The sequence below is a fragment of the Curtobacterium sp. VKM Ac-2884 genome (assembly GCF_015350945.1).
Classification (GTDB): Bacteria; Actinomycetota; Actinomycetes; order Actinomycetales; family Microbacteriaceae; genus Curtobacterium.
In genome coordinates this window covers 482,378-509,338 of sequence record NZ_JADKSA010000002.1, presented here as the reverse complement: position 1 = coordinate 509,338, position 26,961 = coordinate 482,378, and the positions used below count along the sequence as shown (strand labels likewise).

The following is a 26,961-nucleotide window of genomic DNA, read 5'->3' as shown; positions in this document are numbered from 1 at the left end:
GGAGGCGCGGGTGGGCGCCGTCGTCTCGGTGACACGACGGCGTCTGCCGGCCGCGCTACTCCGGCTCGCTCGTCTTCTCCCCCACCACCTGCTCGTCGGACGCCTTCGCGCCCTCGGCGCCGCTGCTGCGACCGCCGCCCACGACGACGTCGTCCTCGTCGAAGCCGAACGCGATGTCCGGTGCCTCGAGCCGCACACGGTCAGCGCTCTCGTCGTCGGGCTGCAGCTGCGACTCGCGTTCCGCGGCCACACGCTTCAGGTAGTTCGACACCTCGTGCTCGGTGGTCTCCTGGTCCCAGCCGAGCACGTCGGCCATGAGCTTCGCGGCGACCGGGGCCGCCGACTCGCCGCGGTCCCAGGCCTCGATCGAGATGCGGGTGCGGCGGGCGAGGACGTCCTCCAGGTGCAGGGCCCCCTCGTGCGAGGCGGCGTACACGACCTCGGCACCGATGTAGTCGTCGGCGCCCGGCAGCGGCTCGGCCAGGGCGGGGTCCTGCTCGACGAGCTGCAGCACCTCGGTGGCCAGGGTGCCGTAGCGGTTCAGCAGGTGCTCGATGCGGACCTTGTGCACGTTGAAGCTGCGGGCGGTCCGTGCGCGACGGTTCCACGCGGCCGGGTAGCCCTCGGCCCCGAGCAGCGGGATGTCCTCGGTCGTCGACGCCGGGATCTTGCCGTCCATCGCGGCGACTGCCTCGTCGATGGCGTCCTTGCCCATCACCCGGTAGGTCGTCCACTTGCCGCCGGCGACCACGACGAGTCCGGGCACCGTGTGCGCCACCACGTGCTCGCGGCTCAGCTTCGAGGTCTGGTCGGACTCCCCCGCCAGCAGGGGACGGAGTCCGGCGTAGACGCCCTCGACGTCCTCACGGGTGAGCGGGACGCGCAGCACCTTGTTGACGTGCTCGAGGATGTAGTCGATGTCGGCCGCGGTCGCCGCCGGGTGCGCCTTGTCGAGGTACCAGTCGGTGTCGGTCGTGCCGACCAGCCAGTGCCGGCCCCACGGGATCACGAACAGCACGCTCTTCTCGGTGCGCAGGATCATGCCCATGTTCGACTGGAACCGGTCGCGCGGGATGACGAGGTGCACGCCCTTCGACGCCCGCACCTTGAACTGCCCGCGGGTGCCGATCATCGCCTGGGTGTCGTCCGTCCAGACGCCCGTGGCGTTCACGACCTGCTTCGCGCGGATCTCGAACCGCTCACCGGTCTGGATGTCGTGGGCCTGCGCGCCGACCACGCGCTCCCCGACCTTGATGAAGCCCTCGATCCGGATCCGGCTCGCGGCGTGCGCACCGTAGGACGCCGCCGTGCGGACGAGCGAAGCGACGTAGCGGGCGTCGTCGACCTGGGCGTCGTAGTAGGTCATGCCGCCGACGAAGGCGTCCTTCTTGAGCGACGGCATCGAGCGGAGCACCTGCGTGCGGCTGAGGTGCCGGTGGTGCGGGACCCCGGGCGGACGACCGCCGGACCAACTGAAGGCGTCGTACATCGCCATGCCGATGCCGATGTAGAACCGCTCCCACACACGGTGGTTGAGCGGGTAGAGGAAGCGCACCGGCTTCACCAGGTGCGGGGCGATCCGCTGCAGCAGCAGGCCGCGTTCGATCAGGGCCTCGCGCACGAGCCCGAAGTTCAACTGCTCCAGGTAGCGGATGCCACCGTGCACGAGCTTCGACGAACGGCTCGACGTGCCGGAACCCCAGTCACGGGCCTCGACGATGCCGACCGTCAGTCCACGGGTGACGGCGTCGAGCGCACTGCCCGCACCGACGATGCCGCCGCCCACGACCAGGACGTCGAGCTCCTTCGTCTTGAGGGTCTCGATCGCCGCCGCGCGTTCGTCGGGGCCGAGCTTGGCCGCGGGGTCGAACCCCGCCCCCGGCACGACGTCGCCGGGACGTCCGGCCGAACTGGTCTGCTTCGTGGTGCTGGACTTCGCCATCGTCGCCTCCGGGTCACGGTCGGCGCCGAAGCGTCACCCGCGTCGGTGCGCGGGTGCCACCAGGATCACTGGTGGTACGGCGCCACGACCACTTCTACTCGCTGGAACTCCTTGACGTCGGAGTATCCGGTCGTCGCCATCGAGCGGCGCAGCGCACCGACGAGGTTGGCGCGGCCGTCGAACGTCGGGGTCGGACCGTTCAGCACGTTCTCGAGCGGGGCGATCGTGCCCACCTCGACCCGGCGGCCGCGGGGCAGCTCCGGGTGGTGCGCCTCGGCACCCCAGTGGAAGCCGCCACCCGGTGCCTCGGTGGCGCGGGCGAGCGCGGTGCCGAGCATGACGGCGTCGGCACCGACCGCGATCGCCTTGACGACGTCGCCGGCGGTGTCGAGACCGCCGTCGGCGATGACGTGCACGTAGCGGCCACCCGACTCGTCGAGGTAGTCACGACGCGCACCCGCGACGTCGGCGACAGCGGTGGCCATCGGCGCGTGGATGCCCAGCGCGGCACGCGTGGTGGACGCAGCGCCGCCGCCGAAGCCGACGAGGACACCGGCAGCACCCGTGCGCATGAGGTGCAGCGCCGACGTGTACGTCGAGGCACCGCCCACGATCACCGGGACGTCGAGCTCGTAGATGAACTTCTTGAGGTTGAGGGGCTCTTCGTTCTGCGACACGTGCTCGGCCGAGACCGTCGTGCCGCGGATGACGAACAGGTCGACACCGGCGTCGACGACCGTCTTCGAGAACTCCTGCGTGCGCTGCGGGCTGAGCGAGCCGGCGACCGGCACCCCGGCGGCGCGGATCTCGGCCAGGCGCGCGGTGATCAGCTCCGGCTTGATCGGCTCGGAGTAGATCTCCTGCATGCGCTTCGTGACGTTGCCGTCGGTGAGCGACTTGATCTCGTCGTAGTAGGGCGTCGGGTCCTCGTAGCGGGTCCACAGCCCCTCGAGGTCGAGGACGCCCAGGATGCCGAGCTTGCCCATCTGGATGACCGTGGCCGGCGAGGACACGGAGTCCATCGGCGCGGAGAGGATCGGCGACGCGAAGGTGAACGCGTCGATCGACCACTGCACGCTGACGTCGCGCGGGTCACGCGTGCGCCTGGAGGGGACCACCGCGATGTCGTCGAACGCGTACGCCCGACGTCCGCGCTTGCCTGCACCGATCTCGACTTCGCTCACCCGGCAAGCCTACCGGGCAGGTCCGGGGGCGTGCACGGACCGGACGGTGCGGACCGGGGCCGGGGCCGCGGGGCGGCGGGGGCGGCGGGCCGCGCGGTCAGCGCGGGCGGCGCGGGCGGCGCGGGGTCCGGCGTCGCTTGCGGAGCACCCGCAGCACGAAGCCGAGCAGGAGCGCGAGCACCACGAGCACGACGAGGAGCGCAGCCGCCACCTTCACGAGCAGCGCCGCACCGACGAACAGCGCGATGAAGACCACCCACACCAGGGCGTCCATCGCGCCCGCCGACAGTCTCTGCACCTGCGGAACGATACCGACCCGGCGGACGCGGGGCGGGCCTCCCGGCAGAACCGGAGCCGGCCACGCACCGTCGCGAGCCGATGGGGCCCCACGTGCAGGAGCGGGGCCGTGCGGCGCGAAGCGACCACGCACGGCCCCACCCGTCGCGGATACCACCCCCACAGCGGTACCCGCAGTCGACGCAGCGCGCTAGCGCCCTGCGTCGACGTCCTTGGCGAGCGTCCCGAGGTACAGCTCGATGACCTTCGGGTCGTCCGCGAGTTCCTTCCCCGTGCCCGAGTACGCGTTCCTCCCCTGGTCGAGCACGTACCCACGATCGCAGATCTGCAGACAGCGTCGCGCGTTCTGCTCCACCATGACGATCGACACACCGGCCTTGTTGATCCGGCGGGTCCGCAGGAACGTCTCGTCCTGGCGCACCGGGGACAGTCCGGCACTCGGCTCGTCGAGCAGCAGCACCTTCGGGTCCATCATCAGCGCACGTGCCATGGCGACCGACTGCCGTTCGCCGCCGGACAGGGACCCCGCCCGCTGGCCGCGGCGCTGCGCGAGCACCGGGAACAGGTCGTAGATGACCTCGAGGCGCTCCGCGAACTTGCGGGGCCGCAGGTACAGCCCCATCTGCAGGTTCTCCTCGATGGACAGCGACGGGAACACGTTGTTCGTCTGCGGGACGAAGCCGACGCCGGCCTGCACGAGCTTGTTCGCCTTGAGGTTCGTGATGTCCTCGCCCTGCAGCGTGACCGACCCCTCGCGGATCGACACGAGACCGAACAGGGCCTTGAGCAGCGTGGACTTGCCCGCACCGTTCGGCCCGATGATCCCGATCAGCTCACCGGGGTAGCAGTCCAGGTCGCAGCCGTTCAGGATGTTCACCCCCGGCAGGTAGCCGGCGACGAGGTTCTTCGCGCTCAGCACCGGCTCGCGTTCCAGCGTGGCGGTGCTCGCCTTCGGCGCTTCCGGACTGGAGGCGCTGCTCGCGTTCGTGGGGTCGACTGCGTCCGTCATCGGGTCTTCTCCTCTGCTGCTGCGTCCGCCGCGTCTTCTTCCGCGACTTCCTCCGCCAGTTCCTCGAAGGTCTCCTCGGTGAGGAGCGAGTCGTCACCCAGGTCGGTGTCGTGGTGCGCACCCAGGTACGCGTCGATGACCGCCTGGTCGTCCATCACGGTGTCCGCCGGCCCCTCGGCGACGACCTTGCCCTCGGCCATCACGACCACCCAGTCCGAGATGTGCCGGACCATGTGCATGTCGTGCTCGACGAACAGCACGGTCATGCCGTCGTCGCGCAGGGACTGGATGTGCCCGAGCAGCGACTGCGTCAGCGCGGGGTTCACGCCCGCCATCGGCTCGTCGAGCATGATCATCGTCGGGTCGGACATCAGCGCCCTGGCCATCTCGAGGAGCTTCCGCTGGCCGCCCGACAGCGAACCGGCGTAGTCGTCCGCCTTGTCGTCGAGCTTGAAGCGGGCGAGGAGGTCCTCGGCCTTCGCGGTGATCTCCCGCTCGCGCTTCGCCCACACCGGCTTGATCAGCGCGGCGAAGAAGTTCTCGCCGGGCTGGTCGCGGGCGCCGAGCAGCATGTTCTGCATCACGGTGAGCCGCGACAACGCCTTCGTCAGCTGGAAGGTGCGGACCATGCCGCGGTTGGCGATGTGGGTCGCGCTGGTCTTCTGCAGCGTGGCGCCGTTGAACTGCGTCCTGGCACCGGGGCTCGGCTTGTCGAAGCCGGTCAGCAGGTTGAAGAAGGTCGTCTTGCCGGCGCCGTTCGGGCCGATCAGGGCCGTGATGGAGCCGCGCTGGACCTCGAGGTGGTCGACGTCCACGGCGGTCATGCCACCGAAGTGCCGGGTGACGCCGTCGACCGTCAGGATCGGGTCGGCCTTCGTGTAGCCGTAGGTCTCAGACACTGAACGTCAGCTCCTTCTTGTTGCCGAGCAGGCCCTGTGGTCGGAACACGATCAGGAGCATGAGCGCGACGCCGACGAGCACGTACGAGAACTGCTCGGCCTGCTGGGCGTTCATGATCGAGTCGGGGATGAAATCGCCGGCCAGGGTGCGGATGAAGAGCCGGACGACGAAGAACAGCACCGCGCCGAGCACCGGACCGAACACCGTCGCGGCACCACCGAGGATGAGCGCCGTCCAGATGAAGAACGTCATCGAGCGGCCCATGGCGTCCGGTTGCACCGAACTCGGCAGGACGTAGATGATCCCCGCCAACGCTCCGAGCGCACCACCGAAGACGAGCGCCTGCATCTTGTACGAGTACACGTTCTTGCCGAGGGAGCGGACGGCGTCCTCGTCCTCGCGGATCGCCTTCAGGACACGGCCCCAGGGGCTGCGCATGAGCAGGAAGAGCACGAAGGTGAACAGCGCGACGAGGGCCCAGGCGGCGATGCGGATCCACCAGCCGTTGACGCCGTTGTTCGCGTAGGTGAACCAGAGGATGGTCGTGGTGCCGTCCGGCAGCGGGCTCAGGGCGGTGAACGGGTCGCGGTAGCTCGACCCGGTGATGCCGTTGGAGCCACCCGTCGTCGTGGTCAGCAGGCTGGAGCGGCCGACCATGCGGATGATCTCGGCGCCGGAGATCGTCACGATCGCCAGGTAGTCGCCGCGCAGTCGCAGGGTCGGGACGCCGAGGATGATCGCGAACACGATGGCGACGAGCAGGGCGATGAGCACGGCCATCACGAACGGCAGCCCGTTCGTGATCGAGATCGCGAAGCCGTAGGCGCCGAGCAGCAGGAACGCCGCCTGGCCCATGTTCACGAGCCCGGTCAGGCCGAAGTGCACGTTCAGTCCGATGGCCGCCAGGGCGAACGCCGCCGTGGTCGGGGCGAGGGCCTCCTGGGTGAGCGAGGACAGCAGGTTGAGGATGTAGTCCATGCGCGTGCTCCCTTAGCCGACCCGCTCGGCGCGGCCGAAGATGCCCTGCGGCCGGAACAGCAGGATGAGGATGAGGATGACGAGGGCGGTGGCGTACTTGAAGTCACCGGGGAGCACGAGGTTCGTGAGCTCGACGACGACGCCGATGATCATCGATCCGACCAGCGCGCCGTAGGCCGTCCCGAGACCACCCAGGGTCACCGAGGCGAACATGAGCAGGAGCAGCTGCAGGCCGGTCTGCCAGTTCACGCCGTTGAGCACCAGGCCGAGCATCACGCCGGACAGGCCGGCGAGACCGGCGGCGAGCGTCCACACGAACCGGATGACCCGGTCGACGTCGATGCCGGACGCCGCGGCGAGCGCCGGGTTGTCCGACACGGCGCGGGTGGCCCGGCCGAAGCGGGTCTTCGCCAGGAACAGGCCGGTGGCGATCAGGACGACCAGCGCGATGCCCATCGCCACGTAGGACTGCACCGTGAGCGTGACCCCCGCGAACCGGACGGTCTCGGGGTTGCCCTGCTGGATCCGGACGGTCGCGGCCCCGAAGAAGTACTGGAACGCGTACTGGGCGGCGATCGACAGACCGATCGTCACGATCATGAGCTGCGTGAGGCTGATCCGCTTGCGCCGCAGTGGCCGCCAGATCCCCGCGTCCTGCAGGTACCCGGTCGCCGCGCACAGCAGCGTGACGACGATGCCGGTCACCCAGATGTTCCAGCCGAGCTGGTTCGCGAACACGTAGGCCAGCAAGCCGCCGAGGGTGACCTGCTCGCCGTGCGAGAAGCTCGACAGCCCCGTCGTGCCGTAGATGAGCGAGAGGCCGATCGACGCCAGCGCGATGAGCAGACCGAGGCGGATCCCCGAGGCGAACTGCTGCCAGGCCCGCTGCGGGCTGACGCTCGACGAGTCGGTCGTGGTCGTGGCGCCCTTCTGGTCGGACAGCTGGAAGATCTGCCCGACGTTGGCGTTCAGGGTCGCCTGGACCTTGCGCTCCGCGTCCGCCGCGTTCGTCAGGTACTGCCCCTTCGGCAGGGTGTCCTGGTCGACGCTCACCCTGTACTCGCCGGCCGTGTCGACCGTGACGGACCAGCGGCCGTCGGTGTTCGTGGTGGCGGTCTCGGCGAAGCCGCTCGGGCCGGTCACGTCGACGTCGACGCCCTCGGCCGGTTCACGTTCGGAGTCGGTGATCGTGCCCTGGATGCACCCGTTGTCGGGGCTGACGGTGCACGCCTGGCTGGTGGCAGGCGCCGAGGTGGCGCTGAACGCCGGCAGGGTGACCGCCCAGTCGATCAGGAAGGTCGCCAGGAACGCGGCGACGAGCACGGCCGCGAGGACCGGTCGTCGCCGGGCCTGGCGGAGGCGGAACAGGCGCGGCTGCGCCCGTCCCGGAGGAGTGATGGATCCCACGGAAGAGCCTCTCGTTCGGATGTCGAGTGACGCTATGGGGATTGTGTGACACCCGTGTTTCCAACTCGTTCCCGCTGTGAGTCGTCGCGCAACCGTGACCTGTGTGGAGGAGAGCCGCGATCCGTTCTCCCAGGCGGAACGCGGAATAGCGGGACGGCCCACGCGCGTTACCATGTCCTATCCGGAACCCGCCGTTGCGTTCTCGGTGTCTCGACCACTTCACTCGCCCACGAAGGGGACCCATGGACCAGCCGGATCCGTTCGGATTCATCGGACTCACGTACGACGACGTCATGCTCCTGCCGGGGCACACCGACGTCATCCCGAGCGAGGCGTCCACCGCGTCCCGGCTCACCAGGCGGATCTCCGTCAACGTCCCGCTGCTCTCCGCAGCGATGGACACCGTCACCGAAGCCCGCATGGCCATCGCCATGGCACGGCAGGGTGGCATCGGGATCCTCCACCGCAACCTCTCCATCGAGGACCAGGCCGCCTACGTCGACAAGGTCAAGCGCTCCGAATCGGGCATGATCACCAACCCGGTGACCACCACCCCGGACGCCACCGTGGCCGAGGTCGACGCGATCTGCGGACAGTTCCGCGTCTCCGGCCTGCCCGTGGTCGAAGCGGACGGCACCCTCGTCGGCATCATCACCAACCGCGACATGCGGTTCGTGGCGACGTTCGAGCAGTCGACCACCTTCGTGCGCGACGTCATGACCAAGGCGCCGCTGATCACCGCGATGGAGGGCATCGACCCCGAAGAAGCCATCGCGATCTTCGCGCAGCACAAGATCGAGAAGCTCCCCCTGGTGGACGCCGAGGGCAAGCTCCGCGGCCTCATCACCGTCAAGGACTTCGACAAGAGCGAGCAGTACCCGGACGCCACCAAGGACGACGAGGGCCGACTGCGCGTCGGTGCCGCGATCGGCTTCTTCGGCGACGCCTGGCAGCGCGCCGAGGCCCTGCGTGACGCGGGCGTCGACGTGCTCGTGGTCGACACCGCCAACGGCGAGAGCGAAGGCGTGCTCGACATGGTGCGCCGCCTCAAGGCCGACCCGTCCTTCGCGGACATCGACGTCATCGGCGGCAACGTCGCGACCCGTGCCGGTGCGCAGGCGCTCATCGACGCCGGTGTCGACGCCGTCAAGGTGGGCGTCGGCCCCGGCTCGATCTGCACCACCCGCGTCGTCGCCGGCGTCGGCGTGCCGCAGGTCACCGCCGTGTACGAGGCGTCCCTCGCGGCGCGCGAGGCCGGCGTGCCGATCATCGCCGACGGTGGCCTGCAGTACTCGGGCGACATCGCCAAGGCCCTGGTGGCCGGCGCCGACACCGTCATGCTCGGTTCGCTGCTGGCCGGCACGGACGAGTCCCCCGGCGACCTGGTCTTCGTGGGCGGCAAGCAGTTCAAGGCGTACCGCGGGATGGGCTCCCTGGGCGCACTGCAGACCCGCGGCAAGAAGACCTCGTACTCGAAGGACCGCTACTTCCAGGCGGACGTCCCCAACGACGACAAGCTGATCCCCGAGGGCATCGAGGGCCAGGTGCCCTACCGCGGCTCGGTCGGCAACGTCGTGTACCAGCTCACCGGTGGACTCCGGCAGTCGATGTTCTACGTCGGCGGCCGCACGATCCCGGAGCTCAAGGCCCGCGGCAAGTTCGTCCGCATCACGGCTGCCGGGCTCAAGGAGTCGCACCCGCACGACGTCCAGATGGTCGTCGAGGCGCCGAACTACCGCAGCTGAGCCGACTGCACCCCGAACGCCCCGCTCCCCACCGGCGCGGGGCGTTCGTCGTCTGCCGGCAGTAGTGTCACGGCATGGTCAGCGCCGTCTCCCACACCACGATCGACTGCCGTGACGCCTTCGCCCTGTCGGAGTGGTGGAAGCAGGTGCTCGGCTACGTCGACATCGCCGACGACCCGAACGCCCCCGGGCACGAGGAGTGCATGATCACCGCACCCGACGGCTCGCACCAGGTGCTGTTCATCCAGGTCCCCGAGGCGAAGTCCGTGAAGAACCGGATCCACTTCGACCTGCGTCCCACCGACCGCACGCGCGATGCCGAGGTCGAGCGACTGCGGGGCCTCGGTGCGACCGAACTCGCGGACCTCCGCCACGACGACGGCGGGTGGGTCGTGTTCGCCGATCCGGAGGGCAACGAGTTCTGCGTGCTGCGTTCCGTGGCTGAACTCGACGGCTGACACACGGACTGCCCCGATCACCGATCCCTGATCCTCCGCACAGAAACGATCACGGCTCGGTAACGAAACACTTTCCGTACCGCCCCGTCACACGGGCGAAACACCGGGACCCTACGTTTCTCGACATCCAGTGGAGGCGCCGCGTTCGACCCGAAGCGGCAACGCCTCCGCGCAGAGAAAGGGCTCCACGGATGATCAGAACCACCCGTGCCACCACGGCACTGGCGTTGGCAGGCGCAGTAGCCGTCCTGCTCGCCGCGTGTTCCACCACCAGCAGCGGCGACTCCCCGTCCAGCTCGGCGTCGAGCGGTGCGAAGAAGGACCCCGCCGCCAGTTGCAAGGCCCCCGACACCCCCAGCACCGATGCGCTGAAGATCGGCACGATCCTGCCGCTCACCGGTTCGCTGGCGTACCTGAACCCGCCGGCCGAGTCCGGCGTCGGCCTCGCGGTGAAGGACATCAACGCCGCGGGCGGCGTCCTCGACAAGGACGTCACCATCGATCCGGCGACGGACTCGGGCGACAGCAACGACATGACCGTGTCGAGCTCGGCCGCGACGAAGCTCGTGAACGCGAAGGTCCCGGTCGCGATCGGTGCCGAGTCCTCGTCGGTCACGCTCAACGTCATCGACCAGCTCACCAGCAACTGCATCGTCGAGATCTCGCCCGCGAACACCGCGAGCGACCTCTCCGGCTACTCGTCGTACTACTACCGGACCGCTCCGCCGGACTCGGTGCAGGGTTCGGCACTCGGTCAGCTCGTGACCGGTGACGGCAACGCCAAGGTCGCGTTCCTCGTCTTCAACGACACCTACGGCACGGGCCTCCGCAACTCGGTGCAGTCCGCGGTCGAGGCCTCCGGTGGCCAGGTCGTCTACGGCGGCAAGGGCGAAGGCCAGGAGTTCCCGCCCGGTCAGACCACGTTCTCGTCCGAGGTGACGGCCGCACTCGCAGCCAAGCCGGACGCGATCGTCGTCCTGGCCTTCGACGAGACGAAGTCGATCATCCCAGAGCTCGTCTCGCAGGGGAACACGGCGAAGATCTACATGTCGGACGGCAACACGGCGGACTACTCGAAGGACTTCGACAAGGGCACCCTGAACGGCGCCCAGGGCACCATCCCCGGTGCCTCGCCGAAGGACGACTTCAAGAAGCAGCTGTCCGACTTCTACAAGGAGTCGTCGAACAAGACGCTCGCCGACTACTCGTACGCGGCGGAGTCCTACGACGCCACCGTCCTCGCCGCCCTCGCTGCCGTGAAGGGCAAGGGCACCGACTCGGGCACGATCCAGGCCAACATGGCCGCGGTCTCAGGAGCGGACGGCGGCACCGAGTGCGCCACGTTCAAGGAGTGCGTCGCGCTCCTCGACGACGGCAAGGACATCCACTACACCGGCCCGTCCGGCATCGGTCCGTTCGACGACAACAACGACCCGTCGAGCGCCTACATCGGCATCTACAAGTTCGACGGCGACAACAAGCCCGTCTACCAGAGCGCCATCCAGGGCGCGGTCAAGAAGTAACCAGCACTACCGGTCCCACTCTGGGCCCGAGTCTCGGCTTCACGGAGCCGAGACTCGGGCCCAGCGACGTTTCTCGGCGTCGCGCACGCGAGAACTGTCGCGCACGCCGAGACTCGGGCCAGGCCACGGCGCGGCACCGACGGGCGGACGGGAGGCCCGGGGTACGTCCGTCAGGCAGGCTCGGCCGGAGCAGGTGCGAGCGCTCGGCGACGGGACGCCCGCGCGGCGGCGAACGAGTCCGCCGTCAGCACCACGAGCGCCAACCACACGATCCCGAAGCCGAACCAGCGCGCGGGCGGCATCGCCTCGTGCTGCACCACCACACCGACGAGCAGCTGCATCACGGGCGCGAGGTACTGCGTCAACCCGAGGGTCGACAGGCTCACCCGCCGCGCCGACGAAGCGAAGAGCAGGAGCGGGACGGCCGTCGCCGGGCCGGTGAGCACCGTCACCAGGACGTGCACCCAACCCTCGCTCGTGAACGTCACGCCGCCGCCGAGGCCCGTCGCACCGAGCACGATCAGCGCCACGACCGCGATCGGCAGCAGCCACACGGTCTCGATCGTCAGGCCACTCAGCGCGTCGACGGTGCCGCCGACCCGCTTCTTCACCAGGCCGTACAGGCCGAAGGAACACGCGAGCACCAGCGAGATCCACGGCACCTGGCCGTAGCCGACGGCGATCACGACGACCGCCACGACGCTGATGCCGACCGCTGCCCACTGCGCCGGCCGCAGGCGTTCGCGGAGCACGACGACGCCGAGCGCGATCGTGACCAGGGGGTTGATGAAGTACCCGAGGGCGGCCTCGACGGTGTGGCCGGTCGTGGTCGCCAGGACGTACACGGTCCAGTTCACCAGGATGAGGACCGCGGCGAGCCCCATCACCGCCATCACCCGGCGCTGCGCCATCAGGGAACGGGTGCGGAGCCACGAGCGGGTGACGGCGATCGCGACCGCGCAGAACACCAGCCCGAAGACGATGCGCCAGGCGACGATCTCGAACGCGCCGGCCGGGGCCATCGCCGCGAAGAGCAGGGGCATGAGGCCCCAGAGCCCGTACGCGACGATCGCCTGCACCACGCCGACGGATGCCTCGCTGCGGACGGGTCGCGCGGGACTCGGTTCACTCACGGAACCATCCTAGGAACGGCCACCGACGGCCGGGCGTGCCACGGGCCTCCCGGTCGGAGCACGTGCACGCGACGGACCCGCCGGAAGCCCGCAGACGCACGAACGCCCCGCCGGCCGACAGGCCGAACGGGGCGTTCGCGTGGAGTACTGGACTCAGTTGACGACGACCGCGAGGACGTCGCGAGCCGACAGGACCAGCAGGTCCTCGCCCGAGTACTTGACCTCGGTTCCGCCGTACTTGGAGTAGATGACCTTGTCACCCACGGCGACGTCGAGCGGGACGCGGTTGCCGTTGTCGTCGATGCGACCCGGACCCACGGCGACGACCTCGCCCTCCTGGGGCTTCTCCTTCGCGGTGTCGGGGATGACCAGACCGGATGCGGTGGTCTGCTCCGCCTCGACCTGGCGGATGACGATGCGATCCTCGAGCGGCTTGATGCTGACGGCCACGGTGACCTCTTCTTTCTCGGTACGGACTCGGTACAGATGAAAACCGGGTTGGCACTACGCACAGGAGAGTGCCAACGCCAACTCTAGGGGGACACTGGCACTCGGTCAATCCGAGTGCCAGCACATCAGGGGAACATCCAGCACCTGGGAGGATCGGGACATGGAAGCCGCCGAACTCGCCGCACTGCTGACCCCTGACGGGATGGCCCTGCTCGACCGTACCCCCGGCGTCTCGGACGGCGGCGAGATCGTCCGGGTGGTGTCGCGGCTTCGCGCCGAGGGGCACGACCCGCAGCTCGTCGCGGCGGTCCTCACCCAGGCCAAGCTCCGGCTGAAGGCCCGTGGCAAGTTCGGCGACTTCGCCGCGCGCATGCTCTTCACCGAGGCCGGACTCGAGCAGGCCACCCGGCTGCAGGTCGCCGCGCAGCACGCCGGACGCTTCGCCGCCGCCGGCCTGACCCGGGTCGCCGACCTCGGGTGCGGGATCGGCGGCGACGCGATGGCCATGGCGGCGCTCGACCTCGACGTCACCGCGGTCGACCGCGACGAGGTCACCGCAGCGGTCGCGACGCACAACCTGGCGGTGTGGCCGAACGCGCGGGTCGAACTCGGTGACGCAGCGGCCTTCGACCTCGGTTCGGTGGACGGCGTCTGGATGGACCCGGCCCGCCGGACGAGCGGCCACTCCGACACCCGCCGACTGGCCGACCCGGACGACTGGTCGCCGTCGCTCGACACCGTGTTCGCGGCCGCGACGCACACCCCGACGGGCGTGAAGCTCGGTCCCGGGATCGACCGCGACCTGATCCCGGACACGGCCGAAGCACAGTGGACGTCCGTCGACCGCGAGGTCGTCGAGCTCGCACTGTGGTTCGGGCCCCTCGCCCGGCCGGGCATCCGCCGCGCCGCCACGGTGATCGGTGCGCACGGCATCGCCGAGATGACCGGCCCGGCGGACGCCGAGGACGCCGGGGTGGGGCCGCTCGGTGCCCACCTGTACGAGCCGGACGGCGCCGTCATCCGCGCGCGACTCATCGGGGACCTGGCACGCGACCTGGACGGCCACATGCTGTCCGACGGGATCGCGTACGTGACCTCGGACCGTGCCGTGTCGACGCCCTTCGCCCAGGGCTTCCGGGTGCTCGACACCATGCCGCTCGACGTGAAGCGGCTGTCAGCGCGACTCGCCGCCGACGACATCGGCACCGTCGAGATCAAGAAGCGCGGCGTCGACGTCGACCCGGCGCAGTTCCGCAAGCGGCTGCGGCTGCGCGGGACCGGCCGGGTCACGCTCGTCCTCACCCGGCTGGAGGGTCGGCACACCGCGATCCTGTGCGAACGGCTCAGCTGAGGAACGCGCCGGTGCCCGAGTCGTAGCCGTAGTCGGAGTAGCCGCTCTGGCCGACCCCCGCGAGGAAGATGATGAAGGCGATCCAGATCAGCCAGACGCCGGTCATCACCCAGCCGGCGATGATGCCGGTCAGGGCGAGCCCTCGGCCGGCCTCACCGTTCTGCTTGATCTTGCCGAGTGCGACGTGGCCGAGGATCGCGCCGGCCGGGCCGAGCAGGATCGCGATGAACCACATCGGGACGGCGGCGAGGCCGAACACGATCGACAGGATCGCCAGCGTGTTCGTCTTCGGGCGCTGCGCGTAGGGCTGGTACCCCGTCGCACCGTAGGCACCCGCCGGCGCGTACGGCTGCTGCTGCGGCTGCGCGTAGGGGTTCTGACCGCCCTGCTGCGCGTACGGGTTCTGCTGACCGTACGGGTTCTGGGCGGCGCCGTACGGGTCCTGCGGCGCCTGCGGTGCCGAGTACGGGTTCTGCGGCTGCTGCGGAGCCGCGTACGGGTTCGACGGCTGGGGCTGGCCGTACGGGTTGGACTGCTGCGGCTGGCCGTAGGGGTTCGGCTGCTGCGGAGCTGCGTACGGGTTCGACGGCTGCTGCTGCCCGGACGGGTTCTGCGGCTGCTCGGGAGCCGACGGGGCCTGGGGTGCGTCGGGGGCCTGCGGTGCGTCCGGAGCGGGCGATCCCTCGGGCTGTCCGCCCGGGACGCCACCGGTTGCGCCGCCCGGCGTCGTCTCGCCCGGCGTCGTCCCGCCCGGCGTCGTCCCGCCCGGCGTCGTCTCGCCCGGCTTCGGCCACTCGTTCTGATCGGACACCGTCCACCCCTCTCGGCGCCCGGTCTCTCCGACGCCACGTGAATCCTCCCACAGGCGCCCGAGGGCCGACCGGTCGGGGCCCGGACGGTTCAGACCTGGACGGTCGTCACCGGCAACGTCGAGTCGGCCGCGATCCCGAGGTCGCTCGGGGCGTGCCCCTCGGCGACCAGGCGTGCGCCGACGGCCGCGATCATCGCGCCGTTGTCCGTGCACAGGTCGAACGGCGGAATCCGCAGCTGCACGCCCGCGGCGGCGCACCGTTCCTCGGCGACCTGCCGCAGTCGGGCGTTCGCGACCACACCGCCGCCGAGCAGGAGCCGATCCACGCCGGTGTCGCGGCACGCGTTCAGGGCCTTGGTCAGCAGGACGTCCACGACCGCTTCGCGGAAGCTCGCCGCCACGTCGGCCACGGGGACCTCGCGTCCCTCGTCGCGGCAGCGCTCGACCCAGCGAGCGACGGCGGTCTTCAGCCCGGAGAACGAGAAGTCGTACCGGTGCGCGGCCAGGTCCTTCGGCAGCGTCAGGCCGCGGGGGAACCGGATGGCCTTCGGGTCGCCGTCCGCCGCGGCCCGGTCGATCTGCGGCCCGCCGGGGTACGGCAGCCCGAGCAGCCGCGCGACCTTGTCGAACGCTTCACCCGCGGCGTCGTCGATGGTCTCGCCGAGCAGTTCGACGTCGCCGACCAGGTCCTTCACGAGCAGCAGCGAGGTGTGCCCGCCGGACACCAGCAGTGCGATCGTCGGCAGCTCGATGTCGCTGCCGTCCGCGCGCAGGACGTCGGCGCCGACGTGCCCGACCAGGTGGTTCACGCCGTACAGGGGCTTTCCGGTGGCGACGGCGAGCGCCTTCGCGGCACCGACCCCGACCATGAGCGCACCCGCCAGACCCGGCCCGGCGGTGACCGCGACGGCGTCGAGTTCGTCGAGGGTGACCCCGGCCCGCTCGAGGGCCTCGTGCAGCGTCGGGGTCATCGCCTCGAGGTGCGCCCGCGCGGCGACCTCGGGTACGACGCCGCCGTACCGGGCGTGCTCGTCCATGCTCGACGCGATGACGTTCGCGAGCAGGGTGCGCCCCCGCACGATGCCCACGCCCGTCTCGTCACAGCTCGTCTCGATGCCGAGCACCAGTGGTTCAGCAACGCTCATCGAGCGCCTCCTGTCCGATCGGGCCGACGGCCGACGTCGTCGGCGTCGGCGCCGGCGCCGGCGCCGCGTCTGCCGCGTCCGGCAGCTCCGCCCGCATCACCCACGCGTCGACGCCGTCCGGCTGGTAGTAGCGGGGCCGGGTCGCGATGTGCTCGAACCCGAACGTCGTGTACATCGACTGCGCGACCGGGTTGTCGGCGCGCACCTCGAGGAACACCTCGCGCACACCGCGGCGACGGGCCTCGTCGAGGAGGTCCGTGAACAGCACCCGCCCGAGCCCCTTGCCGCGCTGCTCGGCTGCGACCGCGATGGTCTGCACGTCGGCGACCGGGTTGCCCGCCAGCGAGGACAGCCCGGCGTACCCGACGACCGACGGCGCGGCCGAGTCGTCGACGGTCTCGATCACGACGTAGTACCCGTGCGGCGAGTACAGCTCGCCCGACATCTGCGACGCCGACCAGGCGTCCGTCGGGAACGAGACGTGCTCGAGCCACATGATGTCGTCGAGGTCCTGCGGGTGCGCCCGCCGCAGGCGGAGCCCGTCGGGCACCGTCACTGCTTCACCCGCTTCGGCGCACCCGGCACCGTGACGTCGGGTTCCCGCAGGTAGAGGGGGGTGTCCTGGTCGAACCCCGCGCCGGACCGCAGGCGGTCCGCGGCGAGTGATCCGAGCCTCCAGGCAGGGATGGACAGGGCCGTCACGCGGTCCCAGCCCACCGCTTCGGGCCGGGAGGCACGGATCGCCTCGTCGAGATCGGCGGGCCTGGCGAGACCCGGACCCGCAACGCGCGTGCCGGTCTGGTCGTACGCGCTCCAGTAGACCTCGCGCCGTCGGGCGTCCGTCAGGACGACGAAGGGTCCGTCCCGTCGGCCGTCGCGCTCGTCGGCCGCGACCGCGTCGTGGCTGACGAGCGGCAGGACGGGGACGCTGACCGCGGCGGCGAAGGTGCGGGCGGCGGCGATGCCGACGCGCAGGCCGGTGAACGGGCCGGGGCCCATGCCGGCGACGACGCCCGTGACGTCCGCGCCGGTGATGCCGGCTTCGGCGAGCGCCTCGGCCAGGAACGGGCCGATCACCTCGGCGTGCCGGCGGCTGTCCTCGGTGTCGCGAGTGGCTCGGGGCTTGCCGGTGGCCGGGTCGACGACGGCCACGGACGTTCCGGCAGAGGTGTCGATGGCGAGGAGCACCCGTCCATCGTAGGCGGGGTGCGGCGACGTCGACGGCGGCGCTGCTGTCGGGCCGCACGCACGCGCCACCGGGGTCAGAGCGAGACGCCGTCCCAGCGTGGGCCGGTGGCGGTGACGACGACGCGGCGGGGTTCGTCGGGGACGTCGTCGGGGTCGTCGGCCCCGGTGGTGCCGGAGGCGTCGGCACCGGTGGCCCGGGTGATCTCGACGTCGAGCACGCTGTCGCTGATGCCGTCGACCATGCCACGGCCCCACTCGACCACGACGATCGATGCGTCCCAGTCGAGGTCGAGGTCGTCCAGCTCGACGGGGTCGGACAGCCGGTAGGCGTCGACGTGCACCAGGTCCGGTCCGGCGGTGGTGGGGTGCGTCCGGGCGAGGACGAAGGTCGGGCTCGACACCTGGCCACGCGCGCCGAGGGCAGCGCCGAGGCCACGGGTCAGCGTCGTCTTGCCGGCGCCGAGCGGCCCGGTCAGCACGACCAGGTCGCCGGCACGCAGGACCGCGGCCAGCCGCGCCCCGAGCTCGCCCATCGCATCGGTGCCGTCGACGGCTGCGTCCAGCAGGACCCGAGGGGCGCCGGTCACGACTGGTCGCCCCGCAGGTACTCCCCGACGCGTCCCTCGATGTCGTGGCCCTCGTAGAACCGTGGCACGCGGGGCCCGATGCGGCAGACGATCTCCTCGCCGATGGTGCCGAGCGAACGGCCCCAGTCGAGGACGGTCATCTCGTCGTGCTCGCCGGTGCCGAACAGGGTCACGGTGTCGCCGGTGCGGACGTCGTCGTCGCCGACGTCGACCAGGAACTGGTCCATGGCCACACGGCCGGCGATCGGGTAGCGCTTGCCGCCGATCGCGACCTCGATGCGGCCCTGCGCCAGACGGGGGACGCCGTCCGCGTACCCGACGGGCACGAGTGCGAGCGTGGTCTCCGAGGCGGTGCGGTACGTGTAGTCGTACGAGACGCCGGTGTCGACGGGCACCCGCTTGGTCTTCGCGACCGACGCCGTCAGGGTCATCACGGGTTCGAGCCCGAGGTCGGCTGCCGAGACACCGTCCGCGCCCGGGATGCCGAACAGGTTGGCGCCCATCCGGACCATGTCCTTGCGGAACTCCTTGCGCTCCAACCCGGCGAGCGAAGCGGCGACGTGTTCCATCGGGAGGTCGAGCCCGAGATCGTCTGCCTGCTCCACGGCGGCGTCGAAGAGCGCCACGGCGTCGGCGTCGTCCTGGTCCGAGGACTCCGCCAGGTGTGTGTACGCCGCCACGACCTCGATGCGGCCGGCGCGCTCGGCGTCCAGCGCGAGCGACACGAGCGCTGGCCAGGCCGCCGGGGTCGCTCCGTCGCGGTGCAGCCCGGAGTCGAAGCCGAGGTGCACGCGCGCGGGTCGCTGGTCGACGGCGTCGATGACGCGCTGCAGCTCCGGCACGTTCGAGACACCGAGGTCGACGGCGGAGTCGATGGCGTCTCGGAAGTCCAGGGCGGGGTCGTGCTGCCAGGTGAAGAGGTGGACGTCCTCACCGACGCCGATCGACCGCAGACGCAAGGCCGCGGGGACCGTGAGCACCCCGATCCACCGGATGCCGGCGTCCACCGCGGCGAGCGCGATCGGCTCCAGACCGTGGCCGTAGGCGTCGGCCTTCATGATCGCCATGACCGCGACGGGGTTCATCCACTCGCGGACCAGGTCGAGGTTCGCGCGGTAGGCGTCCAGGTCGATCCGTGCCTGGCGCAGGGGTGCGGAGCTCACGTCGTCCTCCGGTGCACGCTGTGGCCGACCCGGGCGACCACCTCGTAGTTGATGGTGCCGATCGCGGCGGCCCAGTCCTCGACCGCGGGGTCGCCGTTCGCCGGGTCGCCCCAGAGCACGGCTTCGTCGCCGATGCTGACGTCGGCGTCGCCGATGTCCACGTGCATGGCGTTCATCGCGACCCGGCCGACCACCGGGAACGTGCGGTCGCCGATGCGGACCGAGACCCGGTTGCCGAAGTCGCGGTCGAAGCCGTCGGCGTACCCGAGGCCGATGACGGCGAGGCGGGTGTCGGTCGACGCCCGCCAGGTGTAGCCGTAGGACACGCCCTCGCCGGCGCGGACGTCGACGGTGCGGAGCACGGCAGCGGTCACACGCATCGCGGGGCGGAGGCCGAGGTCGGCCGACGTGCGGTCGGTGAACGGGCTCAGGCCGTACAGGGCGAGTCCGACGCGGGACAGGTCGCGGCGCGTCTCCGGCACGGCGATGCTCGCGGCGCTCGCGGCGAGGTGCACCAGGTCGGGCACGATGCCGTTGGCGGCGAGGCCGTCGAGTGCGCGCTGCAGTGCGGCGTCCTGGTCGAGGTCGTCCGTGCGCGACGCGTTCGACAGGTGCGACATCAGCCCCTCGACACGGGTGCGGTTGCCACCACGGGCGAGGGCCCCGGCGGTCGCGAAGAGTTCGGCCCACTCGGACTCGACCGCACCGTTGCGGCTCAGGCCGGTGTCGACGCAGATGTGCACGGCGCCGACCTCGGAGTCGGCAGCGGCGGACAACTGCTCGACGCTCGACACCGCCGGGGTGATGCCGTACTGCGCTGCCCGGCGGAAGTCCTCGTCCGGGGCGTGCAACCACGCGAGGATCCGGACGTCCTCGTCGATGCCGCCCTGCCGGAGCGCGACGGCCTCGTCGATGTCCGCGACGCCGAGCCACTCGGCACCGGCGTCGACGAAGGCCCGTGCGGCGTCGAGCGCGCCGTGGCCGTAGGCGTTGGCCTTGACGACCGCGATGACACCGGCCGGTGCGACCTGCTCGGCGATCGTCGCGTAGTTCTCGATCAGCGCTTCACGATCGACCGTGATGCCGGTGAACGCACTCACTTCGTTGTTCCCTCCAGGACCACGAACGCGGTCGCGATCCCTCCATCATGCGAGAGCGACAGGTGCACGCTCGTCACGCCACGCGCATCCGCCACCTGTCGCGCCTGTTGGTGCAGCGTCAGCGACGGGTTGCGCTGGTCGTCCGACACGACCTCGAGGTCCTGCCAGCTGAGCCCGGCACTCGAGCCGAACGCCTTGATCAGGGCCTCCTTGGCCGCGAACCGCGCAGCGAGCGACGCGATCGGCCGTTGCTCGCCGTCGCGGACCTGCTCGGCCGGGGTGAACAACCGCGCACGCATCGCCGGCGTGCGCGACAGCACCCGTTCGAACCGCTCCAGGTCCACCACGTCGACCCCGATGCCGATGATCATCGTGCGACTACTCGACGGTGACCGACTTCGCGAGGTTGCGCGGCTGGTCGACGTCGAGGCCCTTGGCCGCGGCGAGCTCCATGCCGAACATGTGCAGCGGAGCCACAGCGAGCAGCGGCTCGAACAGCGGGGTCGCGAGCGGGATGCGCAGGACCTCGTCGGCGAAGGGCAGCACGGCGGCGTCGCCCTCTTCCGCGATGGCGATCACGCGAGCACCACGGGCGCGGATCTCCTGGATGTTCGACACGACCTTCGGGTGCAGCGACCGCGGGTCACGCGGCGACGGCACGATGACGAAGACGATCTGCCCGGGCTCGATGAGCGCGATCGGGCCGTGCTTGAGCTCACCGGCGGCGAAGCCCTCGGCGTGGATGTACGCGAGCTCCTTGAGCTTGAGCGCACCCTCGAGCGCAATCGGGTAGCCGACGTGGCGACCGAGGAACAGCACGCTGCGGGTGTCCGCCATCCAGCGCGCCAGGTCCTTGATGCCGGCGGCGTCGTCGATGGTCTGCTGCAGCTTCGGGGCGAGGCCCTCGAGCTCGGCGACCTGCTCGGCGATCTGCTCCGCCGTCATGGTGCCGCGCAGGGTGGCCAGGTGCAGGCCCAGCAGGTACAGCGCGACGCCCTGGGCGATGAAGGCCTTCGTCGACGCGACGGCGACCTCGGGCCCGGCGTGCGTGTAGATCACGGCGTCGGACTCGCGCGGGATCGTCGCACCCTGGGTGTTGCAGATCGACAGCACCTGCGCGCCCTGCTCGCGGGCGTACTTGACCGCCATCAGCGTGTCCATGGTCTCGCCGGACTGGCTGATCGAGACGACGAGGGTGCGCTCGTTCAGCACCGGGTCGCGGTAGCGGAACTCGTGGGCGAGCTCGACCTCGACCGGGATCCGGGCCCACTGCTCGATGGCGTACTTGCCGAGGATGCCGGCGTACGCAGCGGTGCCGCAGGCGATCACGATGACGCGGTCGACCGTTGCCAGGCGCTCGGCGATCGGGTCGAGGTCGGTCAGGGTGACGGCACCGTCGTGCACGCGGCCGAGGATCGTCTTGGCGACGGCCTCGGGCTCCTCGCTGATCTCCTTCGCCATGAACGAGGACCAGCCGCCCTTGTCGGCCGCGGAGGCGTCCCAGTTCACCTCGAACTCGCTCGGGGTGGCCGGGGTGCCGTCGAAGTGGATGACGTCGACGCGGTCGGGTCGGATCGTGGCGATCTCGTCCTGCCCGATCGCGAGGGCACGCTGCGTGTAGGCGACGAACGCGGCGACGTCCGAGCCCATGAAGTTCTCGCCGTCGCCCAGGCCCACCACGAGCGGGGAGTTGCGACGGGCACCGACGACGACGCCGGGCTGGTCGGCGTGCACGACGAGGAGCGTGAACGCTCCGTCCAGTCGCTGCACGGCCTGCTGCATGGCGGCGGTCAGGTCACCGGTCTCGCGGAACGCCCGACCGACGAGGTGCGCGGCGACCTCGGAGTCGGTCTCGCTGCGGAACTCGATGCCCTCGGCCTGCAGCTCGGCGCGCAGCTCGGAGAAGTTCTCGATGATGCCGTTGTGGATGAGGGCGAGCTTGTCGCCGTCGGCCAGGTGCGGGTGGGCGTTGCCGTCGGTCGGGCCGCCGTGGGTCGCCCAGCGGGTGTGCCCGATGCCCGTGGTGCCGTCCGGGATCGGCGACGACTCGAGCTCGTCGACGAGGGCCTGGAGCTTGCCCGCCTTCTTGGCGGAGACGAGGTCTCCGGCGGGGTCGACCACGGCGATGCCCGCCGAGTCGTAGCCGCGGTACTCGAGGCGACGGAGGCCACCGAGGAGGACGTCCTGGCTGCTGTTGCTGCCGACGTAGCCGACGATTCCACACATGGAAGCGATCCTACGGTCTGCCTGAGCGCGGACCCTGCGAAGCAGCAGGGCTGGGGATAACGTTTCGGCCATGGGACGCTTCGACGACATCGCCATCACCACGCTGCACGGCGAGGACACCACGTTCGGTTCGTTCGCGGACAAGGCGGTGCTGGTCGTGAACGTCGCGTCGCGGTGCGGTCTCGCTCCGCAGTACGAGCAGCTCGAGGCCCTCCAGAAGCAGTACGGCCCGCGCGGCTTCACGGTCCTCGGGTTCCCGAGCAACCAGTTCCTGCAGGAGCTCGGCTCGTCCGAGGCCATCGACGAGTACTGCTCCACCACGTGGGGCGTCACCTTCCCGATGTCCGAGAAGGTCAAGGTGAACGGCAAGAGCGCGCACCCGCTCTACCAGGCGCTCAAGGAGACCCCGGACGCAGATGGCAAGGCCGGTCGGGTCAGCTGGAACTTCGAGAAGTTCCTCGTTGCCCCAGACGGCACCGTCTCGCGCTTCCGTCCGACCACGAAGCCGGACGCCCCCGAGGTGATCGCGGCCATCGAGGCCGCCCTGCCCGCCTGACGCACCGCGTCCTGCGGACGCACACCGGGCACTGGACGGGAGGCCCGGTGCAGGTGAGCCGGTCAGCGCACCTGCACCGGGCCTCCCGTCTGTACGCTCGTCCCCATGCCGATCCCGGAGACCGCCGTCGCGCACCCGACCCCGTTCGTGGAGATCCCGCGGCACGAGTGGTCGCAGCTCGCACCCAAGGAGCACCTGTCGCTCACCGAGACCGAGATCGTGCAGCTGCGCGGGCTCGGTGACCGGTTGGACATGCAGGAGGTGCAGGAGGTCTACCTCCCGCTGTCGCGGCTGCTGACGCTCTACGCCGCCGGTGCACGGAACCTGCACGCGTCGACATCGGCGTTCCTGGGTGACCGAGCCGGACGCACGCCGTTCGTGATCGGCGTCGCCGGGTCCGTCGCCGTCGGCAAGTCGACCGTCGCGCGACTGCTCCGCGAGCTGACGAAGCGCTGGCCGGACACCCCGCGCGTCGAGCTGGTGACCACCGACGGCTTCCTGTACCCGAACGCCGAGCTCGAGCGTCGCGGGATCATGGACCGCAAGGGCTTCCCGGAGTCCTACGACCGTCGCTCCCTGCTGCGGTTCGTCAGCCAGGTGAAGAGCGGCGCGACCGAGGTCCGGGCGCCGTACTACTCGCACCTGGTCTACGACATCGTGCCGGACGCCGAGATCGTCGTCCGCCAGCCGGACATCCTCATCGTCGAGGGGCTGAACGTGCTCGCCCCGCCGGTGCACGGGCGGCTCGCGCTGTCCGACCTGTTCGACTTCACGATCTACGTCGACGCCAAGACCAAGGACATCGAGGCCTGGTACGTCGACCGGTTCCTGGCGCTGCAGGAGGAGGCGTTCTCGAGCCCGGACTCGTTCTTCCACCGGTTCGCCTCACTGTCGCGCGACGACGCGGTGCGGACGGCGACCGAGGTCTGGCGGGCGATCAACGAGCCGAACCTGCTCGAGAACGTCCTGCCGACCCGGTCCCGCGCGACCCTGGTGCTGAAGAAGGCCGCTGACCACAAGGTGAACTCGGTCCTGCTCCGCAAGATCTAGCGCGGGTGCGCGCGGGTGCGCGCGGGTGCGCGCGGGTGCGCGCGGATGCGCGCCCCGTTACGGTCATCGCGCCCCGAAGAGTCGGGGCGCGACGACTGCAGCGGGGCGCGCAGCGCCGGCGGCGCGCAACGCGGTCGCGAGCGCGAGTGCGCCCCCGTACGGTCATCGCGCCCCGAAGAGTCGGGGCGCAACGACCGCACCGGGGCGCGAACGCGGCGCGCGCGCAGCGCGAAGTCGCGCCCGGCACCCGGCCTACGCGGCGTCGAGCGCCAGGCGCTCCTGCACGACGGCGGCGAGTTCCTCGGCGATGCGCTGGGCATCGTCCTGCGAGGCGGCCTCGACCATCACGCGCACGACGGGCTCGGTGCCCGACGGGCGGAGCAGGACGCGACCGGTGTCACCGAGTGCTGCTGATGCCGCGGCGACCGCGTCCTGCACGCCCTGGTCGGCGAGACCGTGCCGGTCGACGCCGCGGACGTTGAGCAGCACCTGCGGGAACACCGTCATGCACGATGCGAGCTCCTGCAGCGACTTGCCCGTGCGCGCCATCTCGGCGACCAGGTGCAGCCCGGTCAGGATGCCGTCACCCGTGGTCGCGTACTCGTTGAAGATGATGTGGCCGGACTGCTCGCCACCGATGGAGTAGTCACCCTCGTTCATCTTCTCGAGCACGTAGCGGTCGCCGACGCCGGCCTCGATCACGGTGATGCCCGCATCCGCCATGGCCCGCTTCAGCCCGAGGTTGGACATGACCGTCGCGACGAGGGTGTCGTCCTTCAGTCGGCCGCGCTCCTGCAACGACAGCGCCAGGATCGCCATGATCTGGTCACCGTCGATGGCGTTGCCCGCGGCGTCGACCGCCAGGCAGCGGTCGGCGTCGCCGTCGTGCGCGATGCCGACGTCCGCGCCGGCAGCCAGGACGGCGCGGGACAGGTTGTCGATGTGGGTCGAGCCGACGCCGTCGTTGATGTTCCATCCGTCGGGCTCGGCGCCGATGAGCGTCACGCGGGCCCCCGCGTTCACGAACACCTCGGGCGAGACGCCGGCGGCGGCACCGTTGGCACAGTCGAGCACGACGTGGATGCCGTCGAGCCGGTGCGGCAGCGTGCCGAGCAGGTGGACGACGTAGCGGTCCTCGGCGTCGGCGAACCGGGTGATCCGGCCGACGTCGATGCCGGTGGGGGTCGGCGCGGAGTGGTCGTGCATGGCCGCTTCGATGCGGTCCTCGACCTCGTCCGGCAGCTTCCGACCACCCGTGGCGAAGAACTTGATCCCGTTGTCCGGGGCAGGGTTGTGCGACGCGGAGATCATCACGCCGAAGTCGGCGTCGATGTCCGCGACGAGGAACGCCGCAGCGGGAGTGGGGATGACCCCGGCGTCGAGCACGTCGACGCCGGCGGAGGCGAGCCCGGCCGCGACAGCGGACCCGAGGAACTCACCGGAGACGCGCGGGTCGCGCGCCAGGACCGCGCGCGGGCGCGGTCGACCGGACGCCCGGCGGGCGTCGGCATGGTGTCCGTGTGTGAGGACGGCCGCGCTCGCCTGGGCAAGACCCAGTGCGAGCGCGGCCGTCAGCTCGCCGTTGGCGAGACCACGAACCCCGTCGGTACCGAACAGACGCGGCATTGCGATCTTCAGCCGGTGACGACTAGCGCTTCGAGAACTGCGAAGCCTTGCGGGCCTTCTTGAGACCGGCCTTCTTGCGCTCGATGACGCGGGCGTCACGGGTGAGGAAGCCGGCCTTCTTGAGGGTCGCGCGGTTGTTCTCGCGGTCGATCTCGTTCAGGGTGCGGGCGATGGCGAGGCGGAGTGCGCCGGCCTGACCCGAGGGGCCGCCACCGGTGATGCGGGCGACGACGTCGTACGAGCCGAGGAGCTCGAGGACCTTGAACGGGTCGTTGATGAGCTGCTGGTGCAGCTTGTTCGGGAAGTAGTCCTCGAGCGAGCGACCGTTCACGACGAACGTGCCGGAGCCCGGAACGAGGCGAACGCGCGCGATGGCCTCCTTGCGGCGCCCGACGGCACCGCCGGAGACGTTGAGGATCTGACGGGGAGCAGCCTCGGCAGCGGCGGGTGCGCTCTCCGTGGTGAAGCTCTCCGGGGTCTGGTCGAGGGAATCAGCGATCTGAGCCATGAGTTTTTTCGTGTCCTTGAAGTCGTCGTGGCCGGAACTACTGTGCGACCTGGTCGAAGATGTACGCCTTGGGCTGCTGCGCGGAGTGCGGGTGCTCCGCGCCGGCGTAGACCTTCAGCTTCTTGAGCTGCTCGCGACCGAGGGTGTTCTTCGGCAGCATGCCGCGGATCGCCTTCTCGACGGCGCGGGTGGGGTGCTTCTCGAGCATCTCCGGGTAGGAGGTCGCCGTCAGGCCGCCCGGGTACCCGGAGTGGCGGTAGTAGACCTTCTTCGCGAGCTTCGAACCGGTCAGGGCGACCTTGTCGGCGTTCACGATGATGACGTAGTCACCCATGTCCATGTGCTGGGCGAAGGTGGCCTTGTGCTTGCCGCGCAGGAGCGCCGCGGCGTGGGTGGCGAGACGGCCGAGGACGACGTCGGTCGCGTCGATGACGATCCAGTCGTGCTGGACGTCTGCCGGCTTCGGTGAGAACGTGCGAGTCACAGGAGTGCTGCTTTCGTGTCGAGGTGAGGAGTCCGTGAATCCCACTCCGGTCGGGGTTCCCCGCGGCAGAAGCCGGCGGAACGCCCGGATGGAGGGCTCATCTGACTGTCCGGCGCGCGTGGCGCACAGACCAAGGTGAG

The 26,961-nt window shown here is 70.4% G+C and carries 27 protein-coding genes; 6 read left to right on the top strand and 21 right to left on the bottom strand.

Annotation, left to right across the window (positions count from 1 at the left end):
• Nucleotides 1-55 precede the first annotated feature (55 nt).
• From ITJ60_RS06935 to ITJ60_RS06905, 7 genes are all read right to left on the bottom strand, one after another.
• Nucleotides 56-1,942 carry a glycerol-3-phosphate dehydrogenase/oxidase gene (locus tag ITJ60_RS06935; protein ID WP_123293182.1) on the bottom strand — a complete coding sequence of 629 codons (1,887 nt, stop codon included), beginning with the start codon at nt 1,940-1,942 and terminating at the stop codon, nt 56-58.
• Between the two features lie 65 nt (nt 1,943-2,007).
• Entirely contained in the window at nt 2,008-3,126 is a 1,119-nt protein-coding gene (locus ITJ60_RS06930; RefSeq protein WP_123293181.1) for a GuaB3 family IMP dehydrogenase-related protein, read from the bottom strand.
• Nucleotides 3,127-3,223: 97 nt separating this feature from the next.
• Nucleotides 3,224-3,424: a hypothetical protein gene (locus ITJ60_RS06925; protein WP_194647388.1), complete on the bottom strand. Its 201-nt coding sequence runs from the start codon at nt 3,422-3,424 to the stop codon at nt 3,224-3,226.
• A gap of 189 nt (nt 3,425-3,613) precedes the next feature.
• Nucleotides 3,614-4,432 (bottom strand): ABC transporter ATP-binding protein, encoded by an 819-nt coding sequence (locus ITJ60_RS06920; RefSeq protein ID WP_123293180.1) that lies wholly within the window; start codon nt 4,430-4,432, stop codon nt 3,614-3,616.
• The gene (locus ITJ60_RS06915) at nt 4,429-5,331 is read right to left on the bottom strand and encodes an ABC transporter ATP-binding protein (protein WP_123293178.1); all 903 of its coding nucleotides are present in this window, start codon (nt 5,329-5,331) and stop codon (nt 4,429-4,431) included. Before ITJ60_RS06915 ends, ITJ60_RS06920 begins: the two co-directional genes overlap by 4 nt.
• Nucleotides 5,324-6,310, bottom strand: coding sequence for a branched-chain amino acid ABC transporter permease (locus ITJ60_RS06910; RefSeq protein ID WP_123293176.1), 987 nt, complete (start codon nt 6,308-6,310; stop codon nt 5,324-5,326). The genes ITJ60_RS06915 and ITJ60_RS06910 overlap by 8 nt, the downstream gene beginning before the upstream one ends.
• 12 nt (nt 6,311-6,322) lie before the next feature.
• On the bottom strand, nt 6,323-7,717 hold the full coding sequence (locus tag ITJ60_RS06905; RefSeq protein ID WP_323749120.1) for a branched-chain amino acid ABC transporter permease: 1,395 nt from the start codon (nt 7,715-7,717) through the stop codon (nt 6,323-6,325).
• Nucleotides 7,718-7,959: 242 nt separating this feature from the next.
• On the opposite strand from ITJ60_RS06905, the gene guaB reads away from it, so the two are divergent.
• The 3 genes from guaB to ITJ60_RS06890 all read left to right on the top strand — a co-directional run bounded on the left by guaB (nt 7,960) and on the right by ITJ60_RS06890 (nt 11,443).
• Nucleotides 7,960-9,462 carry an IMP dehydrogenase gene (gene guaB / locus ITJ60_RS06900; protein WP_123293173.1) on the top strand — a complete coding sequence of 501 codons (1,503 nt, stop codon included), beginning with the start codon at nt 7,960-7,962 and terminating at the stop codon, nt 9,460-9,462.
• A 74-nt stretch (nt 9,463-9,536) separates the two neighbouring features.
• A complete protein-coding gene (locus tag ITJ60_RS06895; protein ID WP_194647387.1) occupies nt 9,537-9,920 on the top strand; it encodes a VOC family protein in 384 nt (127 codons plus the stop codon).
• A 191-nt stretch (nt 9,921-10,111) separates the two neighbouring features.
• Nucleotides 10,112-11,443: an ABC transporter substrate-binding protein gene (locus ITJ60_RS06890; RefSeq protein ID WP_194647386.1), complete on the top strand. Its 1,332-nt coding sequence runs from the start codon at nt 10,112-10,114 to the stop codon at nt 11,441-11,443.
• Nucleotides 11,444-11,613: 170 nt separating this feature from the next.
• Here ITJ60_RS06890 and rarD read toward each other — a convergent pair whose 3' ends face one another.
• Together rarD and groES are read right to left on the bottom strand one after the other, a co-directional pair.
• Nucleotides 11,614-12,576: an EamA family transporter RarD gene (gene rarD / locus ITJ60_RS06885; protein WP_194647385.1), complete on the bottom strand. Its 963-nt coding sequence runs from the start codon at nt 12,574-12,576 to the stop codon at nt 11,614-11,616.
• A gap of 153 nt (nt 12,577-12,729) precedes the next feature.
• Nucleotides 12,730-13,026 (bottom strand): co-chaperone GroES, encoded by a 297-nt coding sequence (gene groES / locus ITJ60_RS06880; protein WP_110893972.1) that lies wholly within the window; start codon nt 13,024-13,026, stop codon nt 12,730-12,732.
• A gap of 160 nt (nt 13,027-13,186) precedes the next feature.
• Here groES and ITJ60_RS06875 point away from each other — a divergent pair, with 160 nt between their 5' ends.
• Nucleotides 13,187-14,377, top strand: a complete 1,191-nt coding sequence (locus ITJ60_RS06875; protein ID WP_123339486.1) for a class I SAM-dependent methyltransferase — start codon at nt 13,187-13,189, stop codon at nt 14,375-14,377.
• Here the strand turns inward: ITJ60_RS06875 and ITJ60_RS19280 are convergent.
• The 9 genes from ITJ60_RS19280 to glmS all read right to left on the bottom strand — a co-directional run bounded on the left by ITJ60_RS19280 (nt 14,370) and on the right by glmS (nt 22,597).
• On the bottom strand, nt 14,370-15,188 hold the full coding sequence (locus ITJ60_RS19280) for a DUF4190 domain-containing protein (protein WP_194647384.1): 819 nt from the start codon (nt 15,186-15,188) through the stop codon (nt 14,370-14,372). The two genes, ITJ60_RS06875 and ITJ60_RS19280, sit on opposite strands and share 8 nt — an antisense overlap.
• A gap of 89 nt (nt 15,189-15,277) precedes the next feature.
• Entirely contained in the window at nt 15,278-16,333 is a 1,056-nt protein-coding gene (gene tsaD, locus ITJ60_RS06865) for a tRNA (adenosine(37)-N6)-threonylcarbamoyltransferase complex transferase subunit TsaD (protein WP_194647383.1), read from the bottom strand.
• Nucleotides 16,320-16,883, bottom strand: coding sequence for a ribosomal protein S18-alanine N-acetyltransferase (rimI, locus tag ITJ60_RS06860; protein ID WP_323749119.1), 564 nt, complete (start codon nt 16,881-16,883; stop codon nt 16,320-16,322). Before rimI ends, tsaD begins: the two co-directional genes overlap by 14 nt.
• Nucleotides 16,884-16,885: 2 nt before the next feature.
• A complete protein-coding gene (gene tsaB / locus ITJ60_RS06855; protein WP_194647381.1) occupies nt 16,886-17,521 on the bottom strand; it encodes a tRNA (adenosine(37)-N6)-threonylcarbamoyltransferase complex dimerization subunit type 1 TsaB in 636 nt (211 codons plus the stop codon).
• A gap of 74 nt (nt 17,522-17,595) precedes the next feature.
• The gene (tsaE, locus tag ITJ60_RS06850) at nt 17,596-18,108 is read right to left on the bottom strand and encodes a tRNA (adenosine(37)-N6)-threonylcarbamoyltransferase complex ATPase subunit type 1 TsaE (RefSeq protein WP_323749118.1); all 513 of its coding nucleotides are present in this window, start codon (nt 18,106-18,108) and stop codon (nt 17,596-17,598) included.
• The gene (alr, locus tag ITJ60_RS06845) at nt 18,105-19,271 is read right to left on the bottom strand and encodes an alanine racemase (RefSeq protein ID WP_194647380.1); all 1,167 of its coding nucleotides are present in this window, start codon (nt 19,269-19,271) and stop codon (nt 18,105-18,107) included. Before alr (ITJ60_RS06845) ends, tsaE begins: the two co-directional genes overlap by 4 nt.
• Nucleotides 19,268-20,371, bottom strand: a complete 1,104-nt coding sequence (gene alr / locus ITJ60_RS06840; RefSeq protein WP_123671434.1) for an alanine racemase — start codon at nt 20,369-20,371, stop codon at nt 19,268-19,270. The genes alr (ITJ60_RS06845) and alr (ITJ60_RS06840) overlap by 4 nt, the downstream gene beginning before the upstream one ends.
• A complete protein-coding gene (locus ITJ60_RS06835) occupies nt 20,368-20,742 on the bottom strand; it encodes a holo-ACP synthase (RefSeq protein ID WP_123293157.1) in 375 nt (124 codons plus the stop codon). The genes alr (ITJ60_RS06840) and ITJ60_RS06835 overlap by 4 nt, the downstream gene beginning before the upstream one ends.
• 7 nt (nt 20,743-20,749) lie before the next feature.
• Entirely contained in the window at nt 20,750-22,597 is a 1,848-nt protein-coding gene (glmS, locus tag ITJ60_RS06830; protein WP_123671433.1) for a glutamine--fructose-6-phosphate transaminase (isomerizing), read from the bottom strand.
• A 70-nt stretch (nt 22,598-22,667) separates the two neighbouring features.
• Between glmS and ITJ60_RS06825 the strand changes: the two genes are divergently transcribed.
• Nucleotides 22,668-23,153, top strand: a complete 486-nt coding sequence (locus ITJ60_RS06825; protein ID WP_111083439.1) for a glutathione peroxidase — start codon at nt 22,668-22,670, stop codon at nt 23,151-23,153.
• Between the two features lie 105 nt (nt 23,154-23,258).
• Nucleotides 23,259-24,203: a type I pantothenate kinase gene (gene coaA / locus ITJ60_RS06820; RefSeq protein ID WP_123339480.1), complete on the top strand. Its 945-nt coding sequence runs from the start codon at nt 23,259-23,261 to the stop codon at nt 24,201-24,203.
• Between the two features lie 252 nt (nt 24,204-24,455).
• Here the strand turns inward: coaA and glmM are convergent, their stop codons facing one another.
• Genes glmM through rplM form a run of 3 tightly spaced genes read right to left on the bottom strand, consistent with a single transcriptional unit; the run spans nt 24,456 to nt 26,821 of the window.
• Nucleotides 24,456-25,829, bottom strand: coding sequence for a phosphoglucosamine mutase (gene glmM / locus ITJ60_RS06815; RefSeq protein ID WP_194647379.1), 1,374 nt, complete (start codon nt 25,827-25,829; stop codon nt 24,456-24,458).
• 22 nt (nt 25,830-25,851) lie between these two features.
• Entirely contained in the window at nt 25,852-26,337 is a 486-nt protein-coding gene (rpsI, locus tag ITJ60_RS06810; protein WP_111083442.1) for a 30S ribosomal protein S9, read from the bottom strand.
• 37 nt (nt 26,338-26,374) lie between these two features.
• Nucleotides 26,375-26,821: a 50S ribosomal protein L13 gene (gene rplM / locus ITJ60_RS06805; protein WP_071259898.1), complete on the bottom strand. Its 447-nt coding sequence runs from the start codon at nt 26,819-26,821 to the stop codon at nt 26,375-26,377.
• Between the last annotated feature and the right edge of the window lie 140 nt (nt 26,822-26,961).